We start from the raw sequence: 20601 nt of genomic DNA, 5'->3' as shown, positions 1-20601 counted from the left end.
GAGGCTACCAGTGCCAGTGATGAGAAGGCGTAATGATTTCCGGCAGCGGCACGTCCCAGCTTTCTACCGGTAACGCCTCTACCTGCTGGCAATCATGTGCCAGTCCGATCGGATAAGGGCCGCGCGACTGCCAGTGTTGCAACGTGCGGTCATAAAACCCACCGCCCATCCCCAGCCGCTGCCCGGTTGCATCGAACGCCACCAGTGGCGTCAACAACACATCGAGTTGCTCAACCGGCAATACGTCGCGCACATCCAACTGCGGTTCCTGAATTTTCAGCCGATTCCACACCAGTACCGTATCCGGCGCATAACGTAAAAACAGCAAATGCCCGCGACAAAAAGGGTGCAGCACCGGCAGATAGACCTGTTTTTGATGCTGCCAGAGTGCGGCTATCAACGGTTGGGTATTCAGCTCGCCGTCAAATGATAAAAACACTGCGACGCGTTTAGCATCGACCAGACGCGGATTCGTCATCACCCGCTCAGCGGCCTGCTGGGCGAAGGCTGCTTGCTGCAAAGGCGTTAACGCACGACGACGCTGACGAACCTGCTGGCGAATGTGCTGGCGTAACGAGGCAACGCTAGAGAGATCGGAAGATGCACTGGCTGGGTTCATGCGCAGTCACTGTCATGCAATTAACAGGGGATAAACGAGAGGGAATCTCCGAGATGCCGCCGCAGGCTGTAACCCTTGAACCCTTGGTTCAAGGTGAACGCAACGTCGCAATCTTAAGGCTTCTCGGCCGAACCGAGCGTGCTCACCAACTACGGATCGTTACATTCTGTTGGTTGAAATATCGGCTCAGGGGACTTGCCCGCTGACGAACATCTCAGAGAAATTTTGTTCTTTCAAAGCTACCTTATCACGTCTGGTAGCGATGTGTTACCCAAAAAAATCGGACTTTTGTCAAAACGAGACACGCTACTCAAATTGCGCGCCCTGACGTTCAGTAATTCGCCCTTGCTCCAGCAAGGCCTGCTCAATCGTCTGCTGCAACATGCGAATACGCTGTTCCATATTCGCGGCATAGTCGCGGGTTTTCAGCCGTTCCTGCGCCAGCTCATGACACACGTTAAGCGCGGCAATAAACACCAGTTGCTCGGTGTTCGTCACCCGGGTACGCACCTTGAGGTCCTGCAACCGCTGGTTAAGATCCTCCGCAGCCTGATTCAGCGCATCCTGCTGTTCTGGCGGACAATTAACTCTTAACGAACGGCCAAAAATCTGAATATCTACCGGTTGTGCAGACATGTCACCTTCCTGCCTTATTTCGTTTCACGCCCGCATGAGGGACATCCGCTGCGCGGCCCGTGACGGGGCCTTGAAAAAGCGGGCGCTACTATATATATCCAAAATAGAAGATACAAGCCCTTTATTATACCCATAAGATTGTCAGTGACAGGGACGTTGCTCAAAACGAAAGCCGGTTGTCCTGTCACGTGAATCCATTGGGTATAGGTCTGCCGACGGAGCTTGCTGGTATAGCAACGGAGCTTGGTGGTAGCATAACACGAACGACCTGCCAACGACGATGAATGCTCATGTCTATACAGAATACACTCCCCGGTTACGATGCTATCGACCAGCTCTTGCACCAGCATCAGGTTGCCCTGACCGCCGCCGAAATGCACGGCCTGTTAAGCGGCATACTGTGCGGTGGCAACCACGATGACAGCTGGAAAACACTGACGTTTGAATTGGCTAACGACGGTATGGCTTTCCCGCAGACGCTGGCCCAGCCGTTACAGCAATTGTATCAGGTGACCCGCGATACGCTGGAAGACGACGGTTTCATGTTCCAGTTGTACCTGCCGGACGACACGCAGGAAGACGTTAGCGTCTTTGACCGCGCCGATGCACTGGCCGGATGGGTCAACCATTTCCTGCTCGGTCTTGGCGTTGTCCAGCCTCGTCTTGGTAAAGCGCAGGGAGAACTCAAAGAAGCGATTGATGACCTGCGTAATATCGCCCAGCTCGGTTACGACGAAGATGAAGACAAGGACGAACTGGAGCAGTCGCTGGAAGAAGTGATCGAATACGTGCGGGTGGCGGCCATCATGTGCCATAACGAATTCACCCGCCCGGTACGCACGGTGCCGGAGCAAAAAAAACCGACGCTGCATTAATACACAGGCTGCATTGATGCCCTTTTCAGGAGCAGGTAATGAATTCACAAGAATACCTTCGCCGTCGTCTGGCTCTGCTGGACAAAATGGCACCCGGCAGCGCGGCGATCCTGTTCGCTGCGCCAGAAGCTCAGCGTAACGCGGACAGCGACTACCCGTACCGCCAGAACAGCGACTTCTGGTATTTCACCGGCTTCAATGAGCCGGAAGCCGCGCTTTTGCTGATTAAAAGCGACGAAAATCATCACCATACCGTGCTGTTCAACCGGGTGCGCGATGTCACCGCTGAAATCTGGTTTGGTCGTCGTCTTGGTCAGGAAGCTGCACCCGCCAAACTGGGCGTGGACCGGGCACTGCCATTTAACGAAATCGGCGAACAACTGCACTTGTTGCTCAATGGTCTGGACGTGGTCTACCACGCGCAGGGCGAATACGCCCACGCTGATAAACTGGTGTTCGCCGCGCTCGAGACGTTGCGTACCGGCGGTACACGCAAAGGCTTTAACGCACCGGCGACCCTGACTGACTGGCGTCCGTGGGTACACGAAATGCGTCTGTTCAAGTCCCCGGCGGAAATCGACACCCTGCGCCGCGCAGGGGAAATCAGCGCACTGGCCCACACCCGTGCGATGGAAAAATGCCGCCCCGGCATGTTCGAATATCAGTTGGAAGGCGAAATCCACCACGAGTTCAACCGCCACGGCGCGCGTTACCCGTCTTATAACACCATTGTCGGCAGCGGCGAAAACGCCTGTATCCTGCATTACACCGAAAATGAAAACCAGATGCGTGACGGCGACCTGGTGTTGATCGACGCCGGGTGTGAATACCAGGGCTACGCGGGCGATATCACCCGCACATTCCCGGTCAACGGCAAATTCACCCCGGCACAACGCGCTATTTACGATATCGTGCTGGAGTCTGAGGTACGTGCGATAGAGATGTTCGCACCGGGTCGTAGCATCCGCGAAGTGAATGAAGAAGTGGTGCGTATCATGCTGCGCGGCCTGATTAAACTCGGCATCCTGCATGGCGATGTCGATACACTGTTCGCGGAACAAGCCCACCGTCAGTTCTTTATGCACGGCCTGAGCCATTGGCTGGGTATGGACGTCCATGACGTCGGCGATTACGGCACCGCCGATCGCGGCCGGACGCTGGAGCCGGGTATGGTGCTAACGGTAGAGCCGGGGCTGTATATCGCACCGGACGCCGATGTACCCGCGGCCTATCGCGGCATCGGTATCCGCATCGAAGACGACATCGTGATCACCACCACCGGCAATGAAGTGCTGACCAGCGGCGTCGTCAAAGACCCCGATGCGATCGAAGCACTGATGGCAAGGGCGGTAGGACGCGTTTCATGACCATCATGATTGTCGGCGGCGGCATGGCTGGCGCGACACTGGCGCTGGCTATATCCCATCTGTCTGGCGGAAAACTTGCGGTCGATCTGGTCGAAACCCGCTCGCCAGAGGAAAGCCAACATCCCGGTTTTGACGCTCGCGCCATCGCACTGGCGCAGGGTACCAGCATGCAACTGGATGCCATCGGCGTCTGGCAAACGCTGTCGCCGGTCGCCACTCCCATCACCAGCGTACACGTCAGCGATCGGGGCCATGCGGGCCGGGTACAATTGCAGGCCCGTGATTATCGGGTCCCCGCGTTAGGTCATGTGGTCGAATTGCACGACGCCGGCAAGCGCCTGTTCGCGTTATTACAGCATGCGCCGGGCGTGCGGTTACATTGCCCGGCCACGGTGGTCAGCCTGCAACGGGAGAGGGATAGCGCCTCGCTGCTGCTGGACAACGGCACACGCCTTGAGGGGCAGTTGCTGGTGGCGGCCGACGGTTCACGCTCCCGGCTGGCACAACATGCGGGGATCCAGTGGCAGCACACGCCTTATGAACAGGTGGCGATCATCGCAAATGTCGTTACCGCGCAAGCGCATCAGGGCCGCGCCTATGAGCGCTTTACCGAACACGGCCCACTTGCACTGCTGCCAATGAGTAAAGGCCGCAGCTCGTTGGTGTGGTGCCATCCCTTATCGCAGCAGGCTGAAGTCGATAGCTGGAGCGATGAGCAATTCCGCCTGCGATTACAGCGGGCGTTCGGCTGGCGGCTCGGTGCCATCACCCACGTCGGTGAGCGCCATAGCTATCCGCTGGCGCTGTCGACCGCCAGTCGGCATATCAGCCATCGGCTGGCGCTGGTGGGGAATGCGGCACAAACCCTGCACCCCATTGCCGGACAAGGATTCAACCTTGGCCTGCGCGACGTGATGACGCTGGCGGAAACCCTGGTGGCCGCGGCCGCACAAGGTGAGGATCCGGGCAGTCAGGCCGTACTACAACGCTATCAACGCCGCCGTGAGCCGGATCAGCACACCACCGTCGCCCTGACGGATGGGCTGGTGCGCGTTTTTTCCAACTCTCTATTGGCGATGGAAGTTGGGCGGAATCTGGGGCTGATGGCCATGAACAGCTTGCCGCTGCTGCGTGACGTACTGGCGCGGCGTACATTGGGCTGGGTAGAACGTTAATACAGACAGGAATTCATGCTCTATGCAATCATTTGATGTGGTTATCGCGGGTGGAGGCATGGTCGGACTGGCGCTGGCCTGCGGCCTGCAAGGTAGCGGCCTGAGCGTCGCAGTGCTGGATAAGCAGGCCGCCACCGAACCGTCGGTAAACGGCCCACACGCCCTTCGCGTATCCGCCATCAATGCCGCCAGTGAAGCGTTACTGCGCAAGCTCAACGTCTGGCCGGGGATTGCCGCACAGCGACTCAGCCCTTACAACGACATGTATGTCTGGGATAAAGACAGCTTCGGTAATATTCGTTTTTGCGGCGAGGAATTCGGTTTTTCCCACCTCGGCCACATTATCGAAAACGACGTCATCCAGTGGGCGTTGTGGCAACAGGCAGCCCAGTCGCGGGATATCACCCTCATGGCTCCTGCCACATTGCGTCAGGTCGCCTGGGGTGAGAACGAAGCCTTTATTACGCTGGAAGACGGCGGCATGCTCACCGCCCGGCTGGTTGTCGGTGCCGACGGCGCACACTCCTGGCTGCGCCAACACGCCGACATTCCGCTGACGTTTTGGGATTACGGCCACCATGCGTTAGTCGCCAATATCCGCACGGAACAGCCGCATAACGCGATTGCCAGCCAGGTGTTCCACGGTGAGGGTATTCTGGCGTTTCTGCCGCTGAGCGATCCACATCTGAGTTCCATCGTCTGGTCGCTGCCGCCAGAGCGTGCTCAGCACCTGCGCGAGCTGCCCGCTGACGCCTTTGCCAGACAACTGGCTATCACCTTCGATATGCGTTTGGGCTTGTGCCAGTTGGAGAGCGAGCGCCAGACCTTCCCGCTTACCGCACGTTATGCCCGCAGCTTTGCCGCCCACCGGCTGGTGCTGACGGGCGATGCCGCGCACACGATTCATCCACTGGCAGGCCAGGGCGTCAACCTCGGTTTCATGGATGTGGCGGAACTGATCGCCGAGCTTAAACGGCTACAGGCACAAGGGAAAGACATCGGTCAGCATCTGTATCTGCGGCGCTACGAGCGGCGTCGTAAGCACAGTGCTGCCATGATGCTGGCGAGTATGCAGGGCTTTCGTACCCTGTTCGCCGGTTCTCACCCGGTGGGCAGCCTGCTGCGTGATATCGGCCTGAAGTTGGCGGATACACTGCCAGGCATCAAGCCAACGCTGGTACGTCAGGCCATGGGACTTAACGACCTGCCTGAATGGCTGGATCACGCCGGATAAGCTGACAATAACCGGGCTGCGAGCATTGATGATGGCGCAGCCCGTCGCCCAATATACCTGCCTTGTTTTCCCTGCGTGATGTTTTCTTGAATGACGCTTTCTTGAATCGCGACGGTCTGAATATCAGGTAGCGGCCACTATACCCAAAATAATTCGAGTTGCAGGAAGGCGGCAAGAGAGCGAATCCCGATGAGCTTACTTAGGTAAGTGATTCGGGTGAGCGAACGCAGCCAACACACCTGCAACTTGAAGTATGACGGGTATATAAATATATTCAAAAACGAATGACGCCAATTATTTCCCATTAATCAGACATCATTTAATTATTTTAAATTGAAATTATCCGAACCAAAGAAAAACACACTTCATTTATTACACGATGATTTTTACGAACATCACAATCTGTTTAACACGTTATTTAATATACATTCTTGTCACAATAACCCATTAATAGTCATATCACGCCAATGAGTGAATACATTCTTCATAATTAGAAAAACAATTACCCCATCAGGGGGATAGTACGAATGAGTAATACTCGAATATCGAAATATAAAGGCGTATGATTTTCACAAAGGCGATCGTAATCATTTAAAGGAAAGTGCATCGAAACCTAATTCAGGTGTCATGGTTTATCCATGTACCAACCTGTTCTGGGGTTTCATTCACTGTTCGTCTTTTCTTTTTTTATTCCCAAGGAGAAATAGCATGCAAGCTCGTACTGTAAAGGAAAAGATCATACTGGCGGTGCTGATTGGCATTATTGCCGGCATCATTTGCGCGATAGCCAAATTTGGCTGGGAAATTCCTTTCCCACCCCGGACCCCGGCACGGGATCTGACCAACCCGCCTCAGCAATTACTGCAACAGCTTGGCATGTCGTTTGATCTTTCGCATCTGACCTATTTGTTCAATGGCAACCCGCGACCGATCATGAGTTTCATCATGCACTTCGGCTTTTCGATCACGTTTACCGTGCTTTACTGTGTAGCCGCAGAATTCTGGCCGCGCATCAAACTGTGGCAGGGTGCGTTCTACGGTCTGGTACTGTGGGCGGTGTTCCACGTCGTACTGCTGCCGCTGTTCGGTACAGTACCCGCGCCTTGGGATCAGCCGTTCGCTGAGCACTTCTCAGAAATCTTCGGCCATATGTTCTGTTTCTGGGTAGCGGAGCTGGCGCGTCGTGACTTGCGTAACCGTATCACCCACCAGTCAGAAGATTCGCTGACGACGCAACACGCGCACTGATTTATCGCTCGCATGACGGTTATCTGCCCCTGATAGCTATTAGGGGCGTTCTGTATTTACCTCTTCTGACTTATCTTCCCGTCTGCTGTCTTCTTCTGTACGCCAGGTTAAATAGTTTACCGTCATACGATGCGCCATCCGGCCTGATATCTTTCCTCATGCCCTGTTGTTCTTTTTATGCCTTTTTGAACATTAAAAATAATTTTTTATACTTTTACACTCATATGACGTTCTCCTAGAGTACCGTGCTATTACCAGATTTTTTCCATGCAAACGATGCAGATTGTTGAGGACTCAGGGAATGGCGATACGATTTCAGACAGGCAAAACATCACGGTTCTCCTTGCTCAGTGCAGGATTGCTTTCTCTGGCGGTAAGTACATCGCCTTTCGCAACAGCGGCAGACGCGACGACCCCGGTACAAGGCGGTACGCTCAATATCGGGCTTGGCAGCGACACCCCGGTTATCGACCCCTCGATTACCGCCTACTCCGTAGCCGCGCTGGTGGCACGCAACGTGGTGGATTCGCTGGTCGGACAGGCGGAAGACAACCGCTTTACCCCCTGGCTGGCTGAACGCTGGGAAATCAGCGACAACAATACCCGCTATACCTTTCACCTGCGCAAAGACGTGACCTTCAGTGACGGCACCAAACTGGACGCCGCCGCCGTGAAATACAATCTGGACCGTATTCTCGATCCGAAAACCACCTCCAGCTACGCCAAATCGCTGTTGGGGCCGATCGACAGTATTACTACGCCAGACGACTATACTGTGGTGATAAGTTACAAGAGTCCGTTCGCCGCGCTTTTACAGGGGCTGAGCCTGCCGTATTTGGGCATTCAGTCGCCGACGTACCTGAAAAACACCCCGAATACCAGCAACACTATCGTCGGTTCCGGTCCGTTTATTCTGGAATCGTTTGTCAAAGGCAGCGGCAGCCGTCTGACAAAACGCCCGGATTACCACTGGGGGCCGGGTTATGCTGCGCATTCCGGTCCGGCGTATCTGGATAAAATCGAATTCAAGTACCTGCCGGAATCGTCGGTGCGTCTCGGTGCTCTGAGCAGCGGTCAGGTACAGGCGATTGACGCCGTACCGCCAGCCAACGCCACCGCCCTGAAAAAAGACACCCGTCTGGAATTGATCACCCGCGAGAACCCCGGTGTTAACCGTGTACTTTACCTGAATACGTCTAAAGGCCCGTTCCAGGACATCAACGTACGCCGCGCCTTCCTGCACGCAGTGGATGCCCCTTCAGCGACCAAAGTGGCGTTCTTCGGTACCTTAAAAGCGGCCGACAGTGTACTGGGCCCGTCGACCCTGTATTACGACCCATCCGCCGCTGCGCTGGGGGGCTTTGACCTGAAAAAAGCCAACCAGTTGCTGGACGATGCGGGCTGGAAAACCAAAGATAGCGAAGGCTATCGCACCAAAGACGGTAAACGCCTGACGGTACAGTTCGTCTACAGCACCGGCTCGTCGGAAGCGGCGGAAATCACCCTGTTCCAGGCGGTACAGTATCAGGTGAAACAGGCGGGTATCGACGTCCAGCTTAATCCGGTCGACGGTGGGGGCTTCATCAGCCGTACCAACGATAACGACTACGATATCGCCTCCAACTACTTCGTACGCGCCGAGCCGGATATCCTGCGCACCGTGTTCGACTCCAACTATATTCCGCCTAACGGTAATAACTTCAGCCGCATCCACGCACTGGATGACAAGCTGAGAAAAGCTATCGGTGCCAGCGATGCCGAACGTCAGCAGCTTTACAGCGCTATCCAGCATGAATTGCTTGATCAGGCTTACGCGGTACCGCTGTTCATCCCAGCCTACCAATTGGGTCTGTCGAAGAAAGTACAGGGCATTAGCTGGGCCACCAACGCCAAACCGAACTTCTATGATGTCTGGATTAAACCGTAACCTGGCTGTCACGGCGCTCCAGCGACTCTTCACCATTGTGGCTGTGCTATGGGGCGCAGCCACGCTGACGTTTATTGCCGTCAAACTGATCCCCGGTGATCCGGTCGCTATCCTGAGCGGCGGCGATAACGTGGTGGATGGAGCCTACCGTGCAGCGCTGATCAAGCAGTTTGGGCTCGATCAGCCGCTGTGGATGCAATACCTGCGCTATTGCGGGCAGGCGCTGCAAGGCGACTTCGGCATCAGCTATCAGTACCGGCAACCGGTCATCGCCTTGATTGGCGACGCCATGCGGGAAACGGTTCAACTGGCGATTAGTGCGTTAGTGCTGGCCTTGCTGCTCTCCGTCGTGAATGCCTTGCTGACCGCCGGTCGTCATGCCCGGCTACGGGCGCTGATGTCCTGGCTGGAACTTACGCTACTCAGCACGCCGGTCTACTGGGTCGGTATCGTGCTGCTCAGCGTATTCAGTTTCCGCTTGCAATGGTTCCCGGTGATGGGCAACGACGGGCTGATATCACTGGTGCTGCCGGTCGTGACCCTGAGTCTGCCGCTGGCGGCGCTGCTCAGTCAGGTACTGCGTGATGGTCTGGAAGAGGCGTTGTCACAGCCGTTTGCACTGACGGTGCGCACCCGAGGCGTCAGCGAAACCTGGTTGCGCCTTCGCCACGGTCTGCGCCACGGCGCACTGGCCGCGTCTACGCTGACCGGAACGCTGCTGGCGGGGGTGCTGAGCGGTTCGGTGCTGACCGAAACCGTGTTTGGCCGCGCTGGTATCGGCCAGATTACCCTGCATGCCATCGAAAGCCGCGATATGCCGCTGGTGCTGGGACTGGTGATGTTATCTGCGCTGCTGTTTGTGGTCATCAACCTGCTGGTGGATGCGCTCTATCTACTGATCGACCCCCGTTTAAGAAAAAAGGCGAACGCTCATGAGCAGTGAACCGTTAACCTATAAACCGTTCTCCCCTCAGCCTGTAACAGATAACGGACTACGGATGCGGATACGCCGTTTAAGAGATATCACTGATCGCCGCCCCTGGCTGGCACCGGCAACCGTGCTGCCAGCCCTGGCCGTGTTGCTGTTGCTGCTGGCGGTATTTTTCCCGTCGCTGTTCACGCACCGCCTGCCGGATGAAATGGACATGGGCGCGGTGCTCCAGCCACCCAGCGCAGGCCACTGGTTCGGCACCGACCCGCTCGGCCGCGATGTGTTTACCCGTGTGGTCTACGGTACATCGCTATCACTGAGCATCGGTGTCGGCGCAATGCTCATTGCCTGTGTCGGCGGTGTGCTGCTGGGAACACTGTCGGCGCTGGCACCGTTGCCAGTACGCCGTGTACTGGTGCGACTGCTGGACATCATGCTGGCGTTCCCGGAAATGTTACTGGCGTTGCTGGTCATTGCCGTGCTGGGCCGAGGCCCGGAAAACACACTCCTGGCGGTCGGGCTTTCAGGCGTCGCCGGTTATGCCCGACTGGTACGCTCGCAGGTGTTGCAGGTGAAACTATCCGGCTACGTGGAGCACGCCATCGCACTGGGCGAACACCCACTCTACATCGTGGTGCGTCATATCATTCCCAACACCCTGCGGCCGCTGTTGATTCTCGCCACCATCGGCGTCGGTAATGCGGTGTTGTCCGCCTCGGCACTCAGTTTCCTCGGCCTTGGCGTGGTGCCACCGACCGCTGAATGGGGAGCACTGCTGGCCGATGGCCGCAACTTTTTGGATATCGCACCCTGGGTCAGCCTGTTTCCGGCAAGCGTAGTGGCGCTGTCGGTTATCGTCATCACCCTGCTAGGCCGACGTTTACAAGCCATTCTGGCTAAGGGGGCGGCATGAGTCAGTCTGCTTCGCAGCCGTTATTACGCGTCGAAGGGTTAAACGTGACGTTCCCCAGTCCGCATGGGCCGGTAGAATCGGTGCGCAACCTGTCGTTTCAGGTTAATCCGGGGGAAATTCTGGCGCTGGTGGGCGAATCCGGCTCCGGTAAATCGGTCACTGCCCGCACGCTGGTCGGGCTGGCAGGTGAACGGGCACAGATTGAGGCCAACGCCATCGAACTGGTGCGCCACGACGGCAGCCGGTGCGACCTGCAACACCTGAGCGCCCGGCAATGGCAACAGGTACGCGGCCGGGAGATAGGCTTTGTGTTGCAAGATGCGCTGGTATCGCTCGACCCATTACGGCGCATCGGGCAGGAAGTGGCGGAACCGCTACTGACCCATAAGCTGGCAGCACGTAGCGATGTGGCCGTTCGTGTCGCTGATCTGCTGGCGCAGGTCGGTATTCCCGACCCGGCCAACCGGGCGGCACAGTACCCGCATGAACTGTCGGGCGGTCTGCGCCAACGGACACTGATCGCCTCTGCGCTGGCCGCCGGGCCAAAACTGCTGATCGCCGATGAGCCGACTACCGCGCTGGATGCCACTGTTCAGCAACAGATCCTCAAACTGTTTACCGCGCTGGCGCAGGCTGGGCACGGTGTACTGCTGATAACCCATGATCTGGCGGTTGTCGCTCAGGTCGCCGATCGGGTCATGGTGATGCAAACCGGCGCGCTGGTGGAGCACGGCCCGGCGCAGCAGGTGCTATCCGCTCCGCAGCATCCGTATACCCGCCGTCTGCTGGCCGCTATTCCGACCGCCGCAACCCGTGGTCACTGGCTGGCGGGGGAAAACCCGCTCAGTGCGCAGGCCTCATCCCTGCTCTCTTCTGTCGACACCTCACATAAAAAAGACGGGCTGGCGTTGCAGGTCGATGGTATCTCCGTTTCCTTTAAGCGCCCGGATGGTAGCCGGATGACGGCGGTGAATAACATTTCGCTGGCGGTAGAACGGGGGGAAACGCTGGGCATTGTTGGCGAATCCGGCTCCGGCAAGACCACGCTCGGGAAGGTGATACTGGCGTTACAATCACCGGACAGCGGTGAAGTTCGCCTGGCCGGACACCCCTGGAGCAGGCTGGCGGAGCGAGAGCGCCGCCCGCTGCGCGCGCGCATTCAAACCATCACCCAGGATCCGCTCAGCTCGTTCGACCCGCAGTTCACGATTGAGCAGATCCTGCTGCAACCGTTGCGGCTGCGACACGATCTCAGCCCACAAGCCCGCCAGCAGCGTATTCTCGCCCTGCTGGAACTGGTGGGGTTATCACCCACATTGCTCGCCAGACGGCCACAATCGTTATCCGGCGGGCAACGCCAGCGGATCTCCATCGCGCAAGCACTGGCGGCAGAGCCAGAGGTGCTGATTTGCGACGAGCCGGTATCCGCGCTGGATGTCACCACGCAAGCACAGGTGCTGGACCTGCTGGTCGCCTTGCAGCACCGTTTACACCTGTCGATGGTGTTTATCTCCCACGATCTTGGCGTGGTCCAGCACATGAGCCATCGGATTGCGGTGATGAAAGACGGCGACGTGGTAGAACACGGCACCGTGGAACAGATATTCAATCAACCACAGCACCCTTATACCCGGCAATTACTGTCCACCGTCGCCCCGGTGGAAATTAACCAACAACATAACGCTATTCACGCCTGACGTTATTTCAGCGCGCCATCATAAAATAACAGTTTCAATTAACAGGAATATGTTATTTGTGATGGCGCGAGCCACTGTGCGCCATAGTAAACATAGCTAAGATAAGTACCGACGATAAATGTGATACTATCTTCTACTCGCAAGCCATACACCAAAATGGATCATGAAGGTTTTAGCTGATGGTACAGCTGGTCAAGACACTGTTTTTTCTTACCCTTTACGTGATATCGCTACACTATATTCATCCCTATCCAATAACATTTACCCGCAGCATGACCGACCGGCTTGTCACTGTTGCTAACTACCTGGGATTTAGCGATCCGGAGTGGTTCTACCTGCTGGCGGTATTAATGATTAATATGATGATCACCGTGGTGCTATACGGCTTAAGTATGCGAGCATGGAAATACTATCAATCGATGAAACATTAATCATAAAATAAAAATTGCCTATGACCACGTTTATTCACCGGATGATAAAAACTCTACTATTTATTGTCTTGTTTTTCCTATCAGTACGCTATGTGCATACCTACCCGCTCCCTATGCCCAAAGAGCAGGTTACACTGCTTTTCAAGCTGTCTGCCACATTAGGTATTCGTGACCCAGAAGATCTTTATATCTCGTCTATGTTGGTTATTGAGCTGATAACCACAATAGTGGCCTATATATTAATCATGAAAGTATGGCGACGATATAATAAAAAAACTGATGGACACTTATGATTTTCATTAAAGAAAAATCATTTAACAATATCATGAAAATGACTATTAGATCTAAAAAAATCGCCCATCACATTCTCAAAACACTCCTATTTCTTGCTTTATTTCTCTTATCGGTACGCTATGTTCATACTTACCCTGTCCCACTGACCCGTAAACAAACCGATCTGTTAGTAACACTATCAGAAAACGTGGGCTGGAAAGACCCCGAGCTTTTCTACATCGCGGTAATGTCAATTATCGATCTTATCGCCGCTACGCTCGCTTATGTAGCGATCATAAAACTCTGGCGCTATTACCGCACCTCACGCTCAGCACGGCAAGCATCCTCGAAATAATGAGCCGCCACCGGCTCACACTTTAGCGCCAGACTGAAAGCGCTGCCGATAACCGCTGGGGGTGACGCCGAATGCCTGATGAAATACCACGGAAAAATAATTGCTGTCGTCAAAACCGCATTCAGCCGCCACCTCACTGATGGTTTGCCGGTTGTGGCGCAGCAATTCCATTGCCCGACAAAGCCGCAACTGGCGCAGGTATTGCGCCACGCTCATACCGGTCTGCTGTTTGAAGCGACTACGCAGACTACGCATGCTGATGCCGTGCAACTGGCAGAAATCCTCCAGCCGAAATGGTCGGGCAATGCTTGCACGCAGCGCATTCATCAGTAAATCCAGTTGCTGGGCATCCGCCAGTTGGGTGCTTTCCGGTGCGTAACGATACCGCAGCGCCAGCAGTGCAATCTGCAACAGCAGTACTTCGCTAAGCTGTAACGACAGCGGGTCCGATTTCATGCACTCCTGCGTCAGGTTTTCCACTTTGTCGCGCAGGATATCCATGCTCTGGGTCGCCAGCCGCCAGTAACGTTGTTGCTGCGGGACCTCACCGCCGGGCAACAAATTTTGCCAGTCGGTAGGTAGCGTCAGGCGCTCGCGGATATAGAGAATATTGTCCAGCTCCAGATCGTGCACCGATTCATAACTGTGGCGATCGCGGGCAGAGACATAAAACAGATCACCGCATGTGATGCGATAAGGCACGTCATTCCACAGATGCAGGCCATTGCCGCGCCAGACAATCACCAGCTCGTCAAAGTCGTGGTGATGCAACGGAAACGCTGGCTGCGGGCTGCGCTCCGCCACCGTGACCGTATTTTTATCGGTAAGAAAGTAATCTTCCGTTCGTAGCTTTAACCCGCGGGATAGCACAGCCTGTCGCCCCTATCACGTTAGAGCCTATCCCATTAGGGCTCTTAGTCCTCACACAGCGCCTGATGGCGCAACGCTTTCGGGGCCAGCGAAAAGGCTTTGCGGAACTGGGTGGAGAAGTGATTACTGTCACTGAAACCACAATCATGGGCGATGGTGGTAATCGAGTCATCACTGTGCTGCAACCGACGCCGCGCTTCCAGCAGACGCAACCGGTTCAGGTAACGCTGTGGCGTCATGCCGGTGCGCTGTTTTACCTGTCGGTGTAGCGTACGCAACGACAGCGAAAAACGGTCCGCCAGCGTGTCCCAGTCCACCTCTTCGCAGAAGTTATGCTGCAACCAGCCCAGCAACGCCTGAATTCCCAGCCGCTCGCTGCCGTCCCCCTGCGTCTGAAAGCTCTTTTGCCGCAACAGCACCAGAATCTGCAGGAACAGGCTTTCACTGGTCGCAATATCTTCCGGTCGTTCATGGCGCGCCAGCGCCGCCAGCTGCAGAATCAACTGCTTGACCTGCTGCTGCGTCCCGGCATTCAGTTGCCATTGTCCCAGCCACTCGCCATTCGCGCCATACGGCAGAAACGGCGCGATGTCCGACAGAAAGCGGAACCCACGCGGCGAGCGATACAGCACATTGGTCAGGTGCAGTTCCTCCACCTGTTCAAACAGATGGCGATCGTTGTCGCGCACGAAAAACACCGCCCCGCTACAAAGCGCGAAGGGTTGATCGTTGAACACGTGCACACCGGCACCTTGCTCGACCAGCACTATCTCCCAAAAGTCGTGATAGTGCTCGGGAAAGGCGTGCTGCGGCATCCGGGGTTCTACGGCTACTGTCGCCGCGGGTGAAACAAAAAACTCCTCGCCATGAAGTTGTGTCATGTCGCATTCCCCCTTCCACCTGACTGATTCGCCTGTCGGAGAGAGTAGTCTGAAGGGAGGCCCCTGCGCCTTAAAATAGCGCCGCGACATGGCCCTCGCGAGGTCATTTTTTCAAGATTCAGCCGTTAAATCACTGAAATGTGGTCAGGATCACAGGCGCTTATCGTCAATCTGAAGCGGGCCTCTCACCGGCTATCACCGCAAATCGTGAACCGCTTCACAGCCAACTTTGCCATTTTGCCATCCCCATTTTTCAGGTGGCACTCACCCAAAGGTGCCGCCGCCGCAACTTTCCTACACTGCCAAACACAGTCACCCACACCTTATCGATAACGGAGAGAACGGCAATGGCGGTCAGGCATTATGTAGCAGTCGATCTTGGTGCATCCAGCGGACGGGTCATGCTGGCATCGCTGGGGACCGAAACCCGCCAGTTAACGCTGGAGGAAATTCACCGTTTCAGCAACCCGCTGCGTCACTGGCAGGGGCATCACCTGTGGGATCTGGACGAACTGGAACGTCAGATTAGACACGGGCTTGAAACCATCGACGCCCGCGGCATTCACCCGGTCAGCATCGGTATCGACAGCTGGGGGGTGGATATGATCGCGCTGGATAAGCAAGGAAACCGGCTGGGCCTGACCTACTCTTACCGTGACCATCGTACTGACGGCCAGATGGCGCAGGTCACCGCCGAACTGGGCCGCGAGCACCTCTACCGCCAGACCGGTATTCAGTTTTTGCCGTTCAATACCCTCTACCAACTGCGGGCGCTGCGCCAGCAGGAGCCGGATGTTTGGGGTCAAATAGCGCATCTGCTGATGATCCCAGACTATTTTCACTACCGGTTAACCGGCCAGATGGCCTGCGAATACACCAACGCCAGCACCACGCAGTTGCTGAATCTACACAGCGGTGACTGGGACCACGGTCTGCTGGATTATCTGGGCATACCGCCCAACTGGCTTGCCACCCCGCATCAACCGGGCCAGACGCTTGGGGAGTGGGTCGCACCCAGCGGCCGTGCGGTACCCATCGTGAGCGTGGCGACCCACGACACCGCCAGCGCGGTGGTCGCCACCCCGCTGACCGATGCAGACAGTGCTTATCTCAGCTCCGGTACCTGGTCGCTTATCGGCATTGAAAGCCATACGCCGCTGACCGGCCCGGCGGCGCTGGCCGCGAACCTCACCAATGAAGGCGGTGTCGGCGGCCGTTATCGGGTACTGAAAAATATTATGGGGCTCTGGCTGTTGCAGCGGGTATGTCAGGAACAACAGGTCACCGACCTGCCCGCCTTGCTTGAAGCGGCGGCAGCACAACCGGGCTTTGTCAGCCTGATAAACCCAAACGACGAACGGCTGATTAACCCGCCTTCCATGAGCGATGCCCTGCGTGAACTCTGCCGTGAACACGACCAGCCACAGCCTGTCGGCACGGTGGCGCTGGTGCGCTGCATTCTGGATAGCCTGGCGTTGTCCTACCGTCAGGGCCTGCTGACACTCGGCGCGCTGCGCGGTACGCCGTTACGCCATTTGCATGTTGTCGGCGGCGGTAGCCGCAACCACCTGCTCAACCAACTGTGCGCTGACGTCTGTCAGGTGCCGGTGCTGGCCGGTCCGGTTGAGGCCTCTACCCTCGGCAATATCGGCTGTCAGTTGATAGCCCAGGGCGACGTGGCAAACCTGGAGGCGTTTCGTCGTCTTCTCACCGACAACATCCCGCTACAACCGTTTATCCCCCGACAGGATAGTGATTTTGCTGATCACTGGCGTCGCTTTCAGGCGCTGTGTCAGATTAATGAGGAGCTCACCGTATGAATACCGCACTAGAAACAGCCTGGCGTCTGGCCCAGGAACGTTACGCCCGCCTGAATATCGATGTGGATGCCGCACTGCGCCAGCTCGATCAGATTCCGGTTTCCATCCACTGCTGGCAGGGCGATGACGTCACCGGCTTCGAGCACAACGGCGGGGCGTTGACCGGCGGTATTCAGGCAACCGGTAACTACCCCGGCAAGGCACGCAACGCCAGCGAATTACGCGCCGACCTGGAGCAAGCCTTTCGCCACATTCCCGGCCCGAAACGCCTTAATCTGCATGCGATCTATCTGGAATCGGAGACGCCGGTGGCGCGTAATGCCATCGAACCACAGCATTTCAGCAACTGGGTCGCGTGGGCCAAAGAACAGCATCTGGGGCTGGATTTTAACCCAACCTGCTTTTCGCACCCCTTTAGTAGCGATGGGTTTACCCTGTCGCACCCGGACGAAAAGATACGTCGCTTCTGGATAGAACACTGTCAGGCCAGCCGCCGCATTTCCGCCTGGTTCGGCCGCGAACTGGGGACAGCCTCGGTCATGAATATCTGGATCCCGGACGGGATGAAAGATCTGACGGTAGACAGGCTGGCATTCCGTCAGCGGTTGCTGGCATCACTGGATGAAGTGATCGCGGAAAAACTGGATCCGGCCCACCACATCGACGCCGTAGAGAGCAAGCTGTTCGGGTTAGGGGCGGAAAGTTTTACCGTCGGCTCCGGCGAGTTTTACATGGGGTACGCCACCAGTCGCCAGACGGCACTTTGTCTGGACGCCGGGCACTTCCACCCCACTGAAGTGATTTCCGACAAGATCTCCAGCGCCAGCCTGTATGTGCCACGCCTGCTGCTGCACGTCAGCCGCCCGGTACGTTGGGACAGCGACCACGTGGTGCTGCTGGACGACGAAACCCAAGCCATCGCCCATGAAATCGTGCGCCATAACCTGTTTAACCGGGTGCATATCGGGCTGGATTTCTTCGACGCCTCCATCAACCGCATCGCCGCCTGGGTTATCGGCACCCGCAACATGAAAAAAGCCTTGCTGCGCGCGTTGCTGGAACCCACTGACACCCTGCGCACGCTGGAACAAAACGGCGACTACACCGCCCGTCTGGCACTGCTGGAAGAGCAGAAATCGCTGCCGTGGCAGGCGGTGTGGGAGCACTACTGCCAGCAACATGACGTCATGCCCGGCAGCGACTGGCTGCAATCGGTACGCCACTACGAAAACACCGTTCTCTGTCAGCGTTAATCTGTCAACGTTAAGGATTCACCATGCAATCAATTCTCTCCTCCTGGTTTGTACAGGGAATGATCAAAGCCACCAGCGATATGTGGCTCAAAGGCTGGGATGAGCGCAACGGCGGCAACATCAGCCTGCGCCTGACCACAAACGATGTGACGCCATTTGAAAGCGATTTCTATCCACACCCGCGCCATGAAACGCTGTCTCAGCCCATGCCGGAACTGGCAGGCTGCTGGTTTATCGTCACTGGATCCGGCAAGTTCTTTCGCAATGTGCAACTGGACCCGGCAGACAATCTGGTGCTGTTGCAGGTGAATGGCGACGGTCGTGGTTATCGTATTTTCTGGGGGCTGACTAACGGTGGCCTGCCAACGTCGGAGCTGGCGGCCCATTTCCAGTCGCACATCGTGCGTATGAAGGTCAGCGGCGGGCGGGATCGGGTGATCATGCATTGCCACGCCACCAACCTGATCGCGCTGAGCTATGTGCTGGAACTGAACAGCGCCACCTTCACCCGTGAACTGTGGGAAGGCAGTACTGAATGTCTGGTGGTATTCCCAGACGGTATCGGCATTGTCCCGTGGATGGTGCCGGGAACGGACGCCATCGGCGATGCGACAGCGGAACAAATGCGGCACCACTCGCTGGTATTGTGGCCGTTCCACGGTATTTTTGGCACCGGCCCCTCGCTGGATGATGCCTTCGGCCTGATCGACACCGCGGAGAAATCGGCGGAAGTGATGGTCAAGGTACGTTCGATGGGCGGCAAAAAACAGACCATCTCGACCGAAGAGCTGATCGCCCTCGGACAGCGCTTTGGGGTTACGCCAATGGCGGCTGCTTTGCACCCTATCGCGTAACAGGCAGGCTCGCCTCAGTCTCCAGGACACCCGGCGGGCAGCGACAACAGCCGGGTTCACCGTCAGGTGACAGCGGGTGAAACCGGGTGATTTCGCGCTGCCCGCCTGGGACACAGGGACGTTTCCCCCGCCTCATGCGGGATAACCGTTTTAGCGATCGCTCGCCACAGGATGACCATCATGTTGAGAAAAGCCTTTGTGATGCAGGTTTTTGCGCAATGCCACGACGAATATCAGCGTCGTCACAATCCTATCTGGCCGGAACTGGAGGCCGAGTTAAAAGCCCACGGCGCGCACCATTACAGTATTTTCCTCGACCCGACTCGCCACCTGCTGTTTGCGTATGTGGAAATCGAATCAGAGGAACGCTGGAATGCCATCGCTCAGACTGACGTCTGCCAGCGCTGGTGGAAATACATGACAGAGGTGATGCCTGCTAACCCGGACAACAGCCCCGTCAGCGCAGAACTCGCACCGGTCTTTTATCTCGACTAATTGCTATCAGATCGCTGACAAACACCTTGATTATCGGTGAGTGGAGTTTTCTGGCGTCCCAAACAGTGCTGAGGTGGATGACTTCGCCGGGTGAGCCGCTGGACGCGGCGAAAGCCCGTGCCGCGTCTGACAAAAACGCGAAAAGCGTTTTTGAACAGCGTTTACGCTGGCCCGTAGGGCGAGCCACAGCATGTGGCGAGTAATCGCGTCACGGGCGGCCCGAACAGCGAAGGCGAACGCCGAAGGTAGCGCGCAGCGCCACTGTTTAGCCACCAAGCCAGTGGTCAAGGAGAGGCGGCGTTTGAGCCTCTCATTGTCGTGCGTGCGATAAAGCAGCAAAGAAATTATACCGTTTATTCCGCACGAAACTGTTCACTGACCGGGCAAACTTCACCATTCATAAAACAACATCGCTGTTTGTCAACAGCCTCCCATCTCAACTAACCCGGCGGGCGCCGCGCAATAAGGCGAAACGCCACCGGGTGCCCGCTCCGTGGCGGTCGTTATCGACACCCATTCATACTATTATTTTTTTGTATGAAATGGCGTTATTGAAATACAACACCCTCTCGCCCCATGGCTTCACGCCACAAATATTTTGCTGACTCATAAAAACGACAAAAAATCACCCATTGTTGTCACAAAAACACTGTTCCAAAAATAAAAAACAATTTACCAAAATGATGACCTGACCCTATCACGGGAATAAATTTTTGAATTACCATGCCGTTACTAAAGATACCGTCC

19 protein-coding genes and 1 other RNA gene are annotated in these 20601 nt (G+C 56.3%); 15 read left to right on the top strand and 5 right to left on the bottom strand.

The window, feature by feature from the left end; genetic code table 11:
• Positions 1–4 precede the first annotated feature (4 nt).
• From DZE2538_RS02435 to zapA, 3 genes are all read right to left on the bottom strand, one after another.
• A complete protein-coding gene (locus DZE2538_RS02435; RefSeq protein WP_038913022.1) occupies positions 5–619 on the bottom strand; it encodes a 5-formyltetrahydrofolate cyclo-ligase in 615 nt (204 codons plus the stop codon).
• A gap of 41 nt (positions 620–660) precedes the next feature.
• A non-coding RNA gene (gene ssrS, locus DZE2538_RS20110) (6S RNA) lies at positions 661–843 on the bottom strand.
• An 82-nt stretch (positions 844–925) separates the two neighbouring features.
• Positions 926–1255: a cell division protein ZapA gene (zapA, locus tag DZE2538_RS02430; RefSeq protein ID WP_012883229.1), complete on the bottom strand. Its 330-nt coding sequence runs from the start codon at positions 1253–1255 to the stop codon at positions 926–928.
• 290 nt (positions 1256–1545) lie between these two features.
• On the opposite strand from zapA, the gene DZE2538_RS02425 reads away from it, so the two are divergent.
• The 11 genes from DZE2538_RS02425 to DZE2538_RS02370 all read left to right on the top strand — a co-directional run bounded on the left by DZE2538_RS02425 (position 1546) and on the right by DZE2538_RS02370 (position 13681).
• Positions 1546–2130, top strand: coding sequence for a YecA/YgfB family protein (locus DZE2538_RS02425; RefSeq protein ID WP_019843711.1), 585 nt, complete (start codon positions 1546–1548; stop codon positions 2128–2130).
• Between the two features lie 38 nt (positions 2131–2168).
• A complete protein-coding gene (gene pepP / locus DZE2538_RS02420) occupies positions 2169–3497 on the top strand; it encodes a Xaa-Pro aminopeptidase (protein WP_038915501.1) in 1329 nt (442 codons plus the stop codon).
• The gene (gene ubiH / locus DZE2538_RS02415; protein WP_038915500.1) at positions 3494–4672 is read left to right on the top strand and encodes a 2-octaprenyl-6-methoxyphenyl hydroxylase; all 1179 of its coding nucleotides are present in this window, start codon (positions 3494–3496) and stop codon (positions 4670–4672) included. The genes pepP and ubiH overlap by 4 nt, the downstream gene beginning before the upstream one ends.
• Positions 4673–4694: 22 nt before the next feature.
• A complete protein-coding gene (gene ubiI, locus DZE2538_RS02410; protein ID WP_038915499.1) occupies positions 4695–5906 on the top strand; it encodes an FAD-dependent 2-octaprenylphenol hydroxylase in 1212 nt (403 codons plus the stop codon).
• Between the two features lie 708 nt (positions 5907–6614).
• Complete coding sequence (locus tag DZE2538_RS02405; protein ID WP_038913018.1) at positions 6615–7154, top strand: YagU family protein; 540 nt, start codon at positions 6615–6617, stop codon at positions 7152–7154.
• A gap of 301 nt (positions 7155–7455) precedes the next feature.
• Positions 7456–9081, top strand: coding sequence for an ABC transporter substrate-binding protein (locus DZE2538_RS02400; RefSeq protein WP_038915498.1), 1626 nt, complete (start codon positions 7456–7458; stop codon positions 9079–9081).
• Positions 9059–10024, top strand: a complete 966-nt coding sequence (locus DZE2538_RS02395; protein WP_023638825.1) for an ABC transporter permease — start codon at positions 9059–9061, stop codon at positions 10022–10024. The genes DZE2538_RS02400 and DZE2538_RS02395 overlap by 23 nt, the downstream gene beginning before the upstream one ends.
• Positions 10014–10925 carry an ABC transporter permease gene (locus DZE2538_RS02390; protein WP_012883217.1) on the top strand — a complete coding sequence of 304 codons (912 nt, stop codon included), beginning with the start codon at positions 10014–10016 and terminating at the stop codon, positions 10923–10925. Before DZE2538_RS02395 ends, DZE2538_RS02390 begins: the two co-directional genes overlap by 11 nt.
• The gene (locus tag DZE2538_RS02385; RefSeq protein ID WP_038915497.1) at positions 10922–12622 is read left to right on the top strand and encodes a dipeptide ABC transporter ATP-binding protein; all 1701 of its coding nucleotides are present in this window, start codon (positions 10922–10924) and stop codon (positions 12620–12622) included. Before DZE2538_RS02390 ends, DZE2538_RS02385 begins: the two co-directional genes overlap by 4 nt.
• 179 nt (positions 12623–12801) lie before the next feature.
• A complete protein-coding gene (locus tag DZE2538_RS02380) occupies positions 12802–13053 on the top strand; it encodes a hypothetical protein (protein ID WP_038915496.1) in 252 nt (83 codons plus the stop codon).
• Between the two features lie 289 nt (positions 13054–13342).
• Complete coding sequence (locus DZE2538_RS02370; protein WP_038913009.1) at positions 13343–13681, top strand: hypothetical protein; 339 nt, start codon at positions 13343–13345, stop codon at positions 13679–13681.
• Between the two features lie 15 nt (positions 13682–13696).
• Here DZE2538_RS02370 and rhaR read toward each other — a convergent pair whose 3' ends face one another.
• Positions 13697–14551, bottom strand: a complete 855-nt coding sequence (rhaR, locus tag DZE2538_RS02365) for an HTH-type transcriptional activator RhaR (RefSeq protein ID WP_038915495.1) — start codon at positions 14549–14551, stop codon at positions 13697–13699.
• 44 nt (positions 14552–14595) lie between these two features.
• Entirely contained in the window at positions 14596–15432 is an 837-nt protein-coding gene (rhaS, locus tag DZE2538_RS02360; protein WP_012883212.1) for an HTH-type transcriptional activator RhaS, read from the bottom strand.
• A 347-nt stretch (positions 15433–15779) separates the two neighbouring features.
• Here rhaS and rhaB point away from each other — a divergent pair, with 347 nt between their 5' ends.
• The 4 genes from rhaB (at position 15780) to rhaM (ending at position 19854) form a co-directional block, all read left to right on the top strand.
• Positions 15780–17252 carry a rhamnulokinase gene (gene rhaB / locus DZE2538_RS02355; protein WP_038915494.1) on the top strand — a complete coding sequence of 491 codons (1473 nt, stop codon included), beginning with the start codon at positions 15780–15782 and terminating at the stop codon, positions 17250–17252.
• Entirely contained in the window at positions 17249–18505 is a 1257-nt protein-coding gene (locus tag DZE2538_RS02350; protein WP_038915493.1) for an L-rhamnose isomerase, read from the top strand. Before rhaB ends, DZE2538_RS02350 begins: the two co-directional genes overlap by 4 nt.
• Positions 18506–18528: 23 nt before the next feature.
• A complete protein-coding gene (rhaD, locus tag DZE2538_RS02345; protein WP_038915491.1) occupies positions 18529–19359 on the top strand; it encodes a rhamnulose-1-phosphate aldolase in 831 nt (276 codons plus the stop codon).
• 180 nt (positions 19360–19539) lie between these two features.
• On the top strand, positions 19540–19854 hold the full coding sequence (rhaM, locus tag DZE2538_RS02340; RefSeq protein WP_012883208.1) for an L-rhamnose mutarotase: 315 nt from the start codon (positions 19540–19542) through the stop codon (positions 19852–19854).
• Positions 19855–20601: the final 747 nt, after the last annotated feature.

The organism is Dickeya zeae NCPPB 2538 (assembly GCF_000406165.1).
GTDB lineage: Bacteria > Pseudomonadota > Gammaproteobacteria > Enterobacterales > Enterobacteriaceae > Dickeya > Dickeya zeae.
The sequence above is the reverse complement of the archived record's forward strand: the minus strand, read 5'-3'. Positions and strand labels throughout refer to the sequence as shown.

Excerpts from the sequence above, each read along its gene's own strand:
- DZE2538_RS02435 (WP_038913022.1), bottom strand. The coding sequence starts at position 619 with ATGAACCCAGCCAGTGCATCTTCCGATCTCTCTAGCGTTGCCTCGTTA.
- zapA (WP_012883229.1), bottom strand. The coding sequence starts at position 1,255 with ATGTCTGCACAACCGGTAGATATTCAGATTTTTGGCCGTTCGTTAAGA.
- DZE2538_RS02425 (WP_019843711.1), top strand. The coding sequence starts at position 1,546 with ATGTCTATACAGAATACACTCCCCGGTTACGATGCTATCGACCAGCTC.
- pepP (WP_038915501.1), top strand. The coding sequence starts at position 2,169 with ATGAATTCACAAGAATACCTTCGCCGTCGTCTGGCTCTGCTGGACAAA.
- ubiH (WP_038915500.1), top strand. The coding sequence starts at position 3,494 with ATGACCATCATGATTGTCGGCGGCGGCATGGCTGGCGCGACACTGGCG.
- ubiI (WP_038915499.1), top strand. The coding sequence starts at position 4,695 with ATGCAATCATTTGATGTGGTTATCGCGGGTGGAGGCATGGTCGGACTG.
- DZE2538_RS02405 (WP_038913018.1), top strand. The coding sequence starts at position 6,615 with ATGCAAGCTCGTACTGTAAAGGAAAAGATCATACTGGCGGTGCTGATT.
- DZE2538_RS02400 (WP_038915498.1), top strand. The coding sequence starts at position 7,456 with ATGGCGATACGATTTCAGACAGGCAAAACATCACGGTTCTCCTTGCTC.
- DZE2538_RS02395 (WP_023638825.1), top strand. The coding sequence starts at position 9,059 with ATGATGTCTGGATTAAACCGTAACCTGGCTGTCACGGCGCTCCAGCGA.
- DZE2538_RS02390 (WP_012883217.1), top strand. The coding sequence starts at position 10,014 with ATGAGCAGTGAACCGTTAACCTATAAACCGTTCTCCCCTCAGCCTGTA.
- DZE2538_RS02385 (WP_038915497.1), top strand. The coding sequence starts at position 10,922 with ATGAGTCAGTCTGCTTCGCAGCCGTTATTACGCGTCGAAGGGTTAAAC.
- DZE2538_RS02380 (WP_038915496.1), top strand. The coding sequence starts at position 12,802 with ATGGTACAGCTGGTCAAGACACTGTTTTTTCTTACCCTTTACGTGATA.
- DZE2538_RS02370 (WP_038913009.1), top strand. The coding sequence starts at position 13,343 with ATGATTTTCATTAAAGAAAAATCATTTAACAATATCATGAAAATGACT.
- rhaS (WP_012883212.1), bottom strand. The coding sequence starts at position 15,432 with ATGACACAACTTCATGGCGAGGAGTTTTTTGTTTCACCCGCGGCGACA.
- rhaB (WP_038915494.1), top strand. The coding sequence starts at position 15,780 with ATGGCGGTCAGGCATTATGTAGCAGTCGATCTTGGTGCATCCAGCGGA.
- DZE2538_RS02350 (WP_038915493.1), top strand. The coding sequence starts at position 17,249 with ATGAATACCGCACTAGAAACAGCCTGGCGTCTGGCCCAGGAACGTTAC.
- rhaD (WP_038915491.1), top strand. The coding sequence starts at position 18,529 with ATGCAATCAATTCTCTCCTCCTGGTTTGTACAGGGAATGATCAAAGCC.
- rhaM (WP_012883208.1), top strand. The coding sequence starts at position 19,540 with ATGTTGAGAAAAGCCTTTGTGATGCAGGTTTTTGCGCAATGCCACGAC.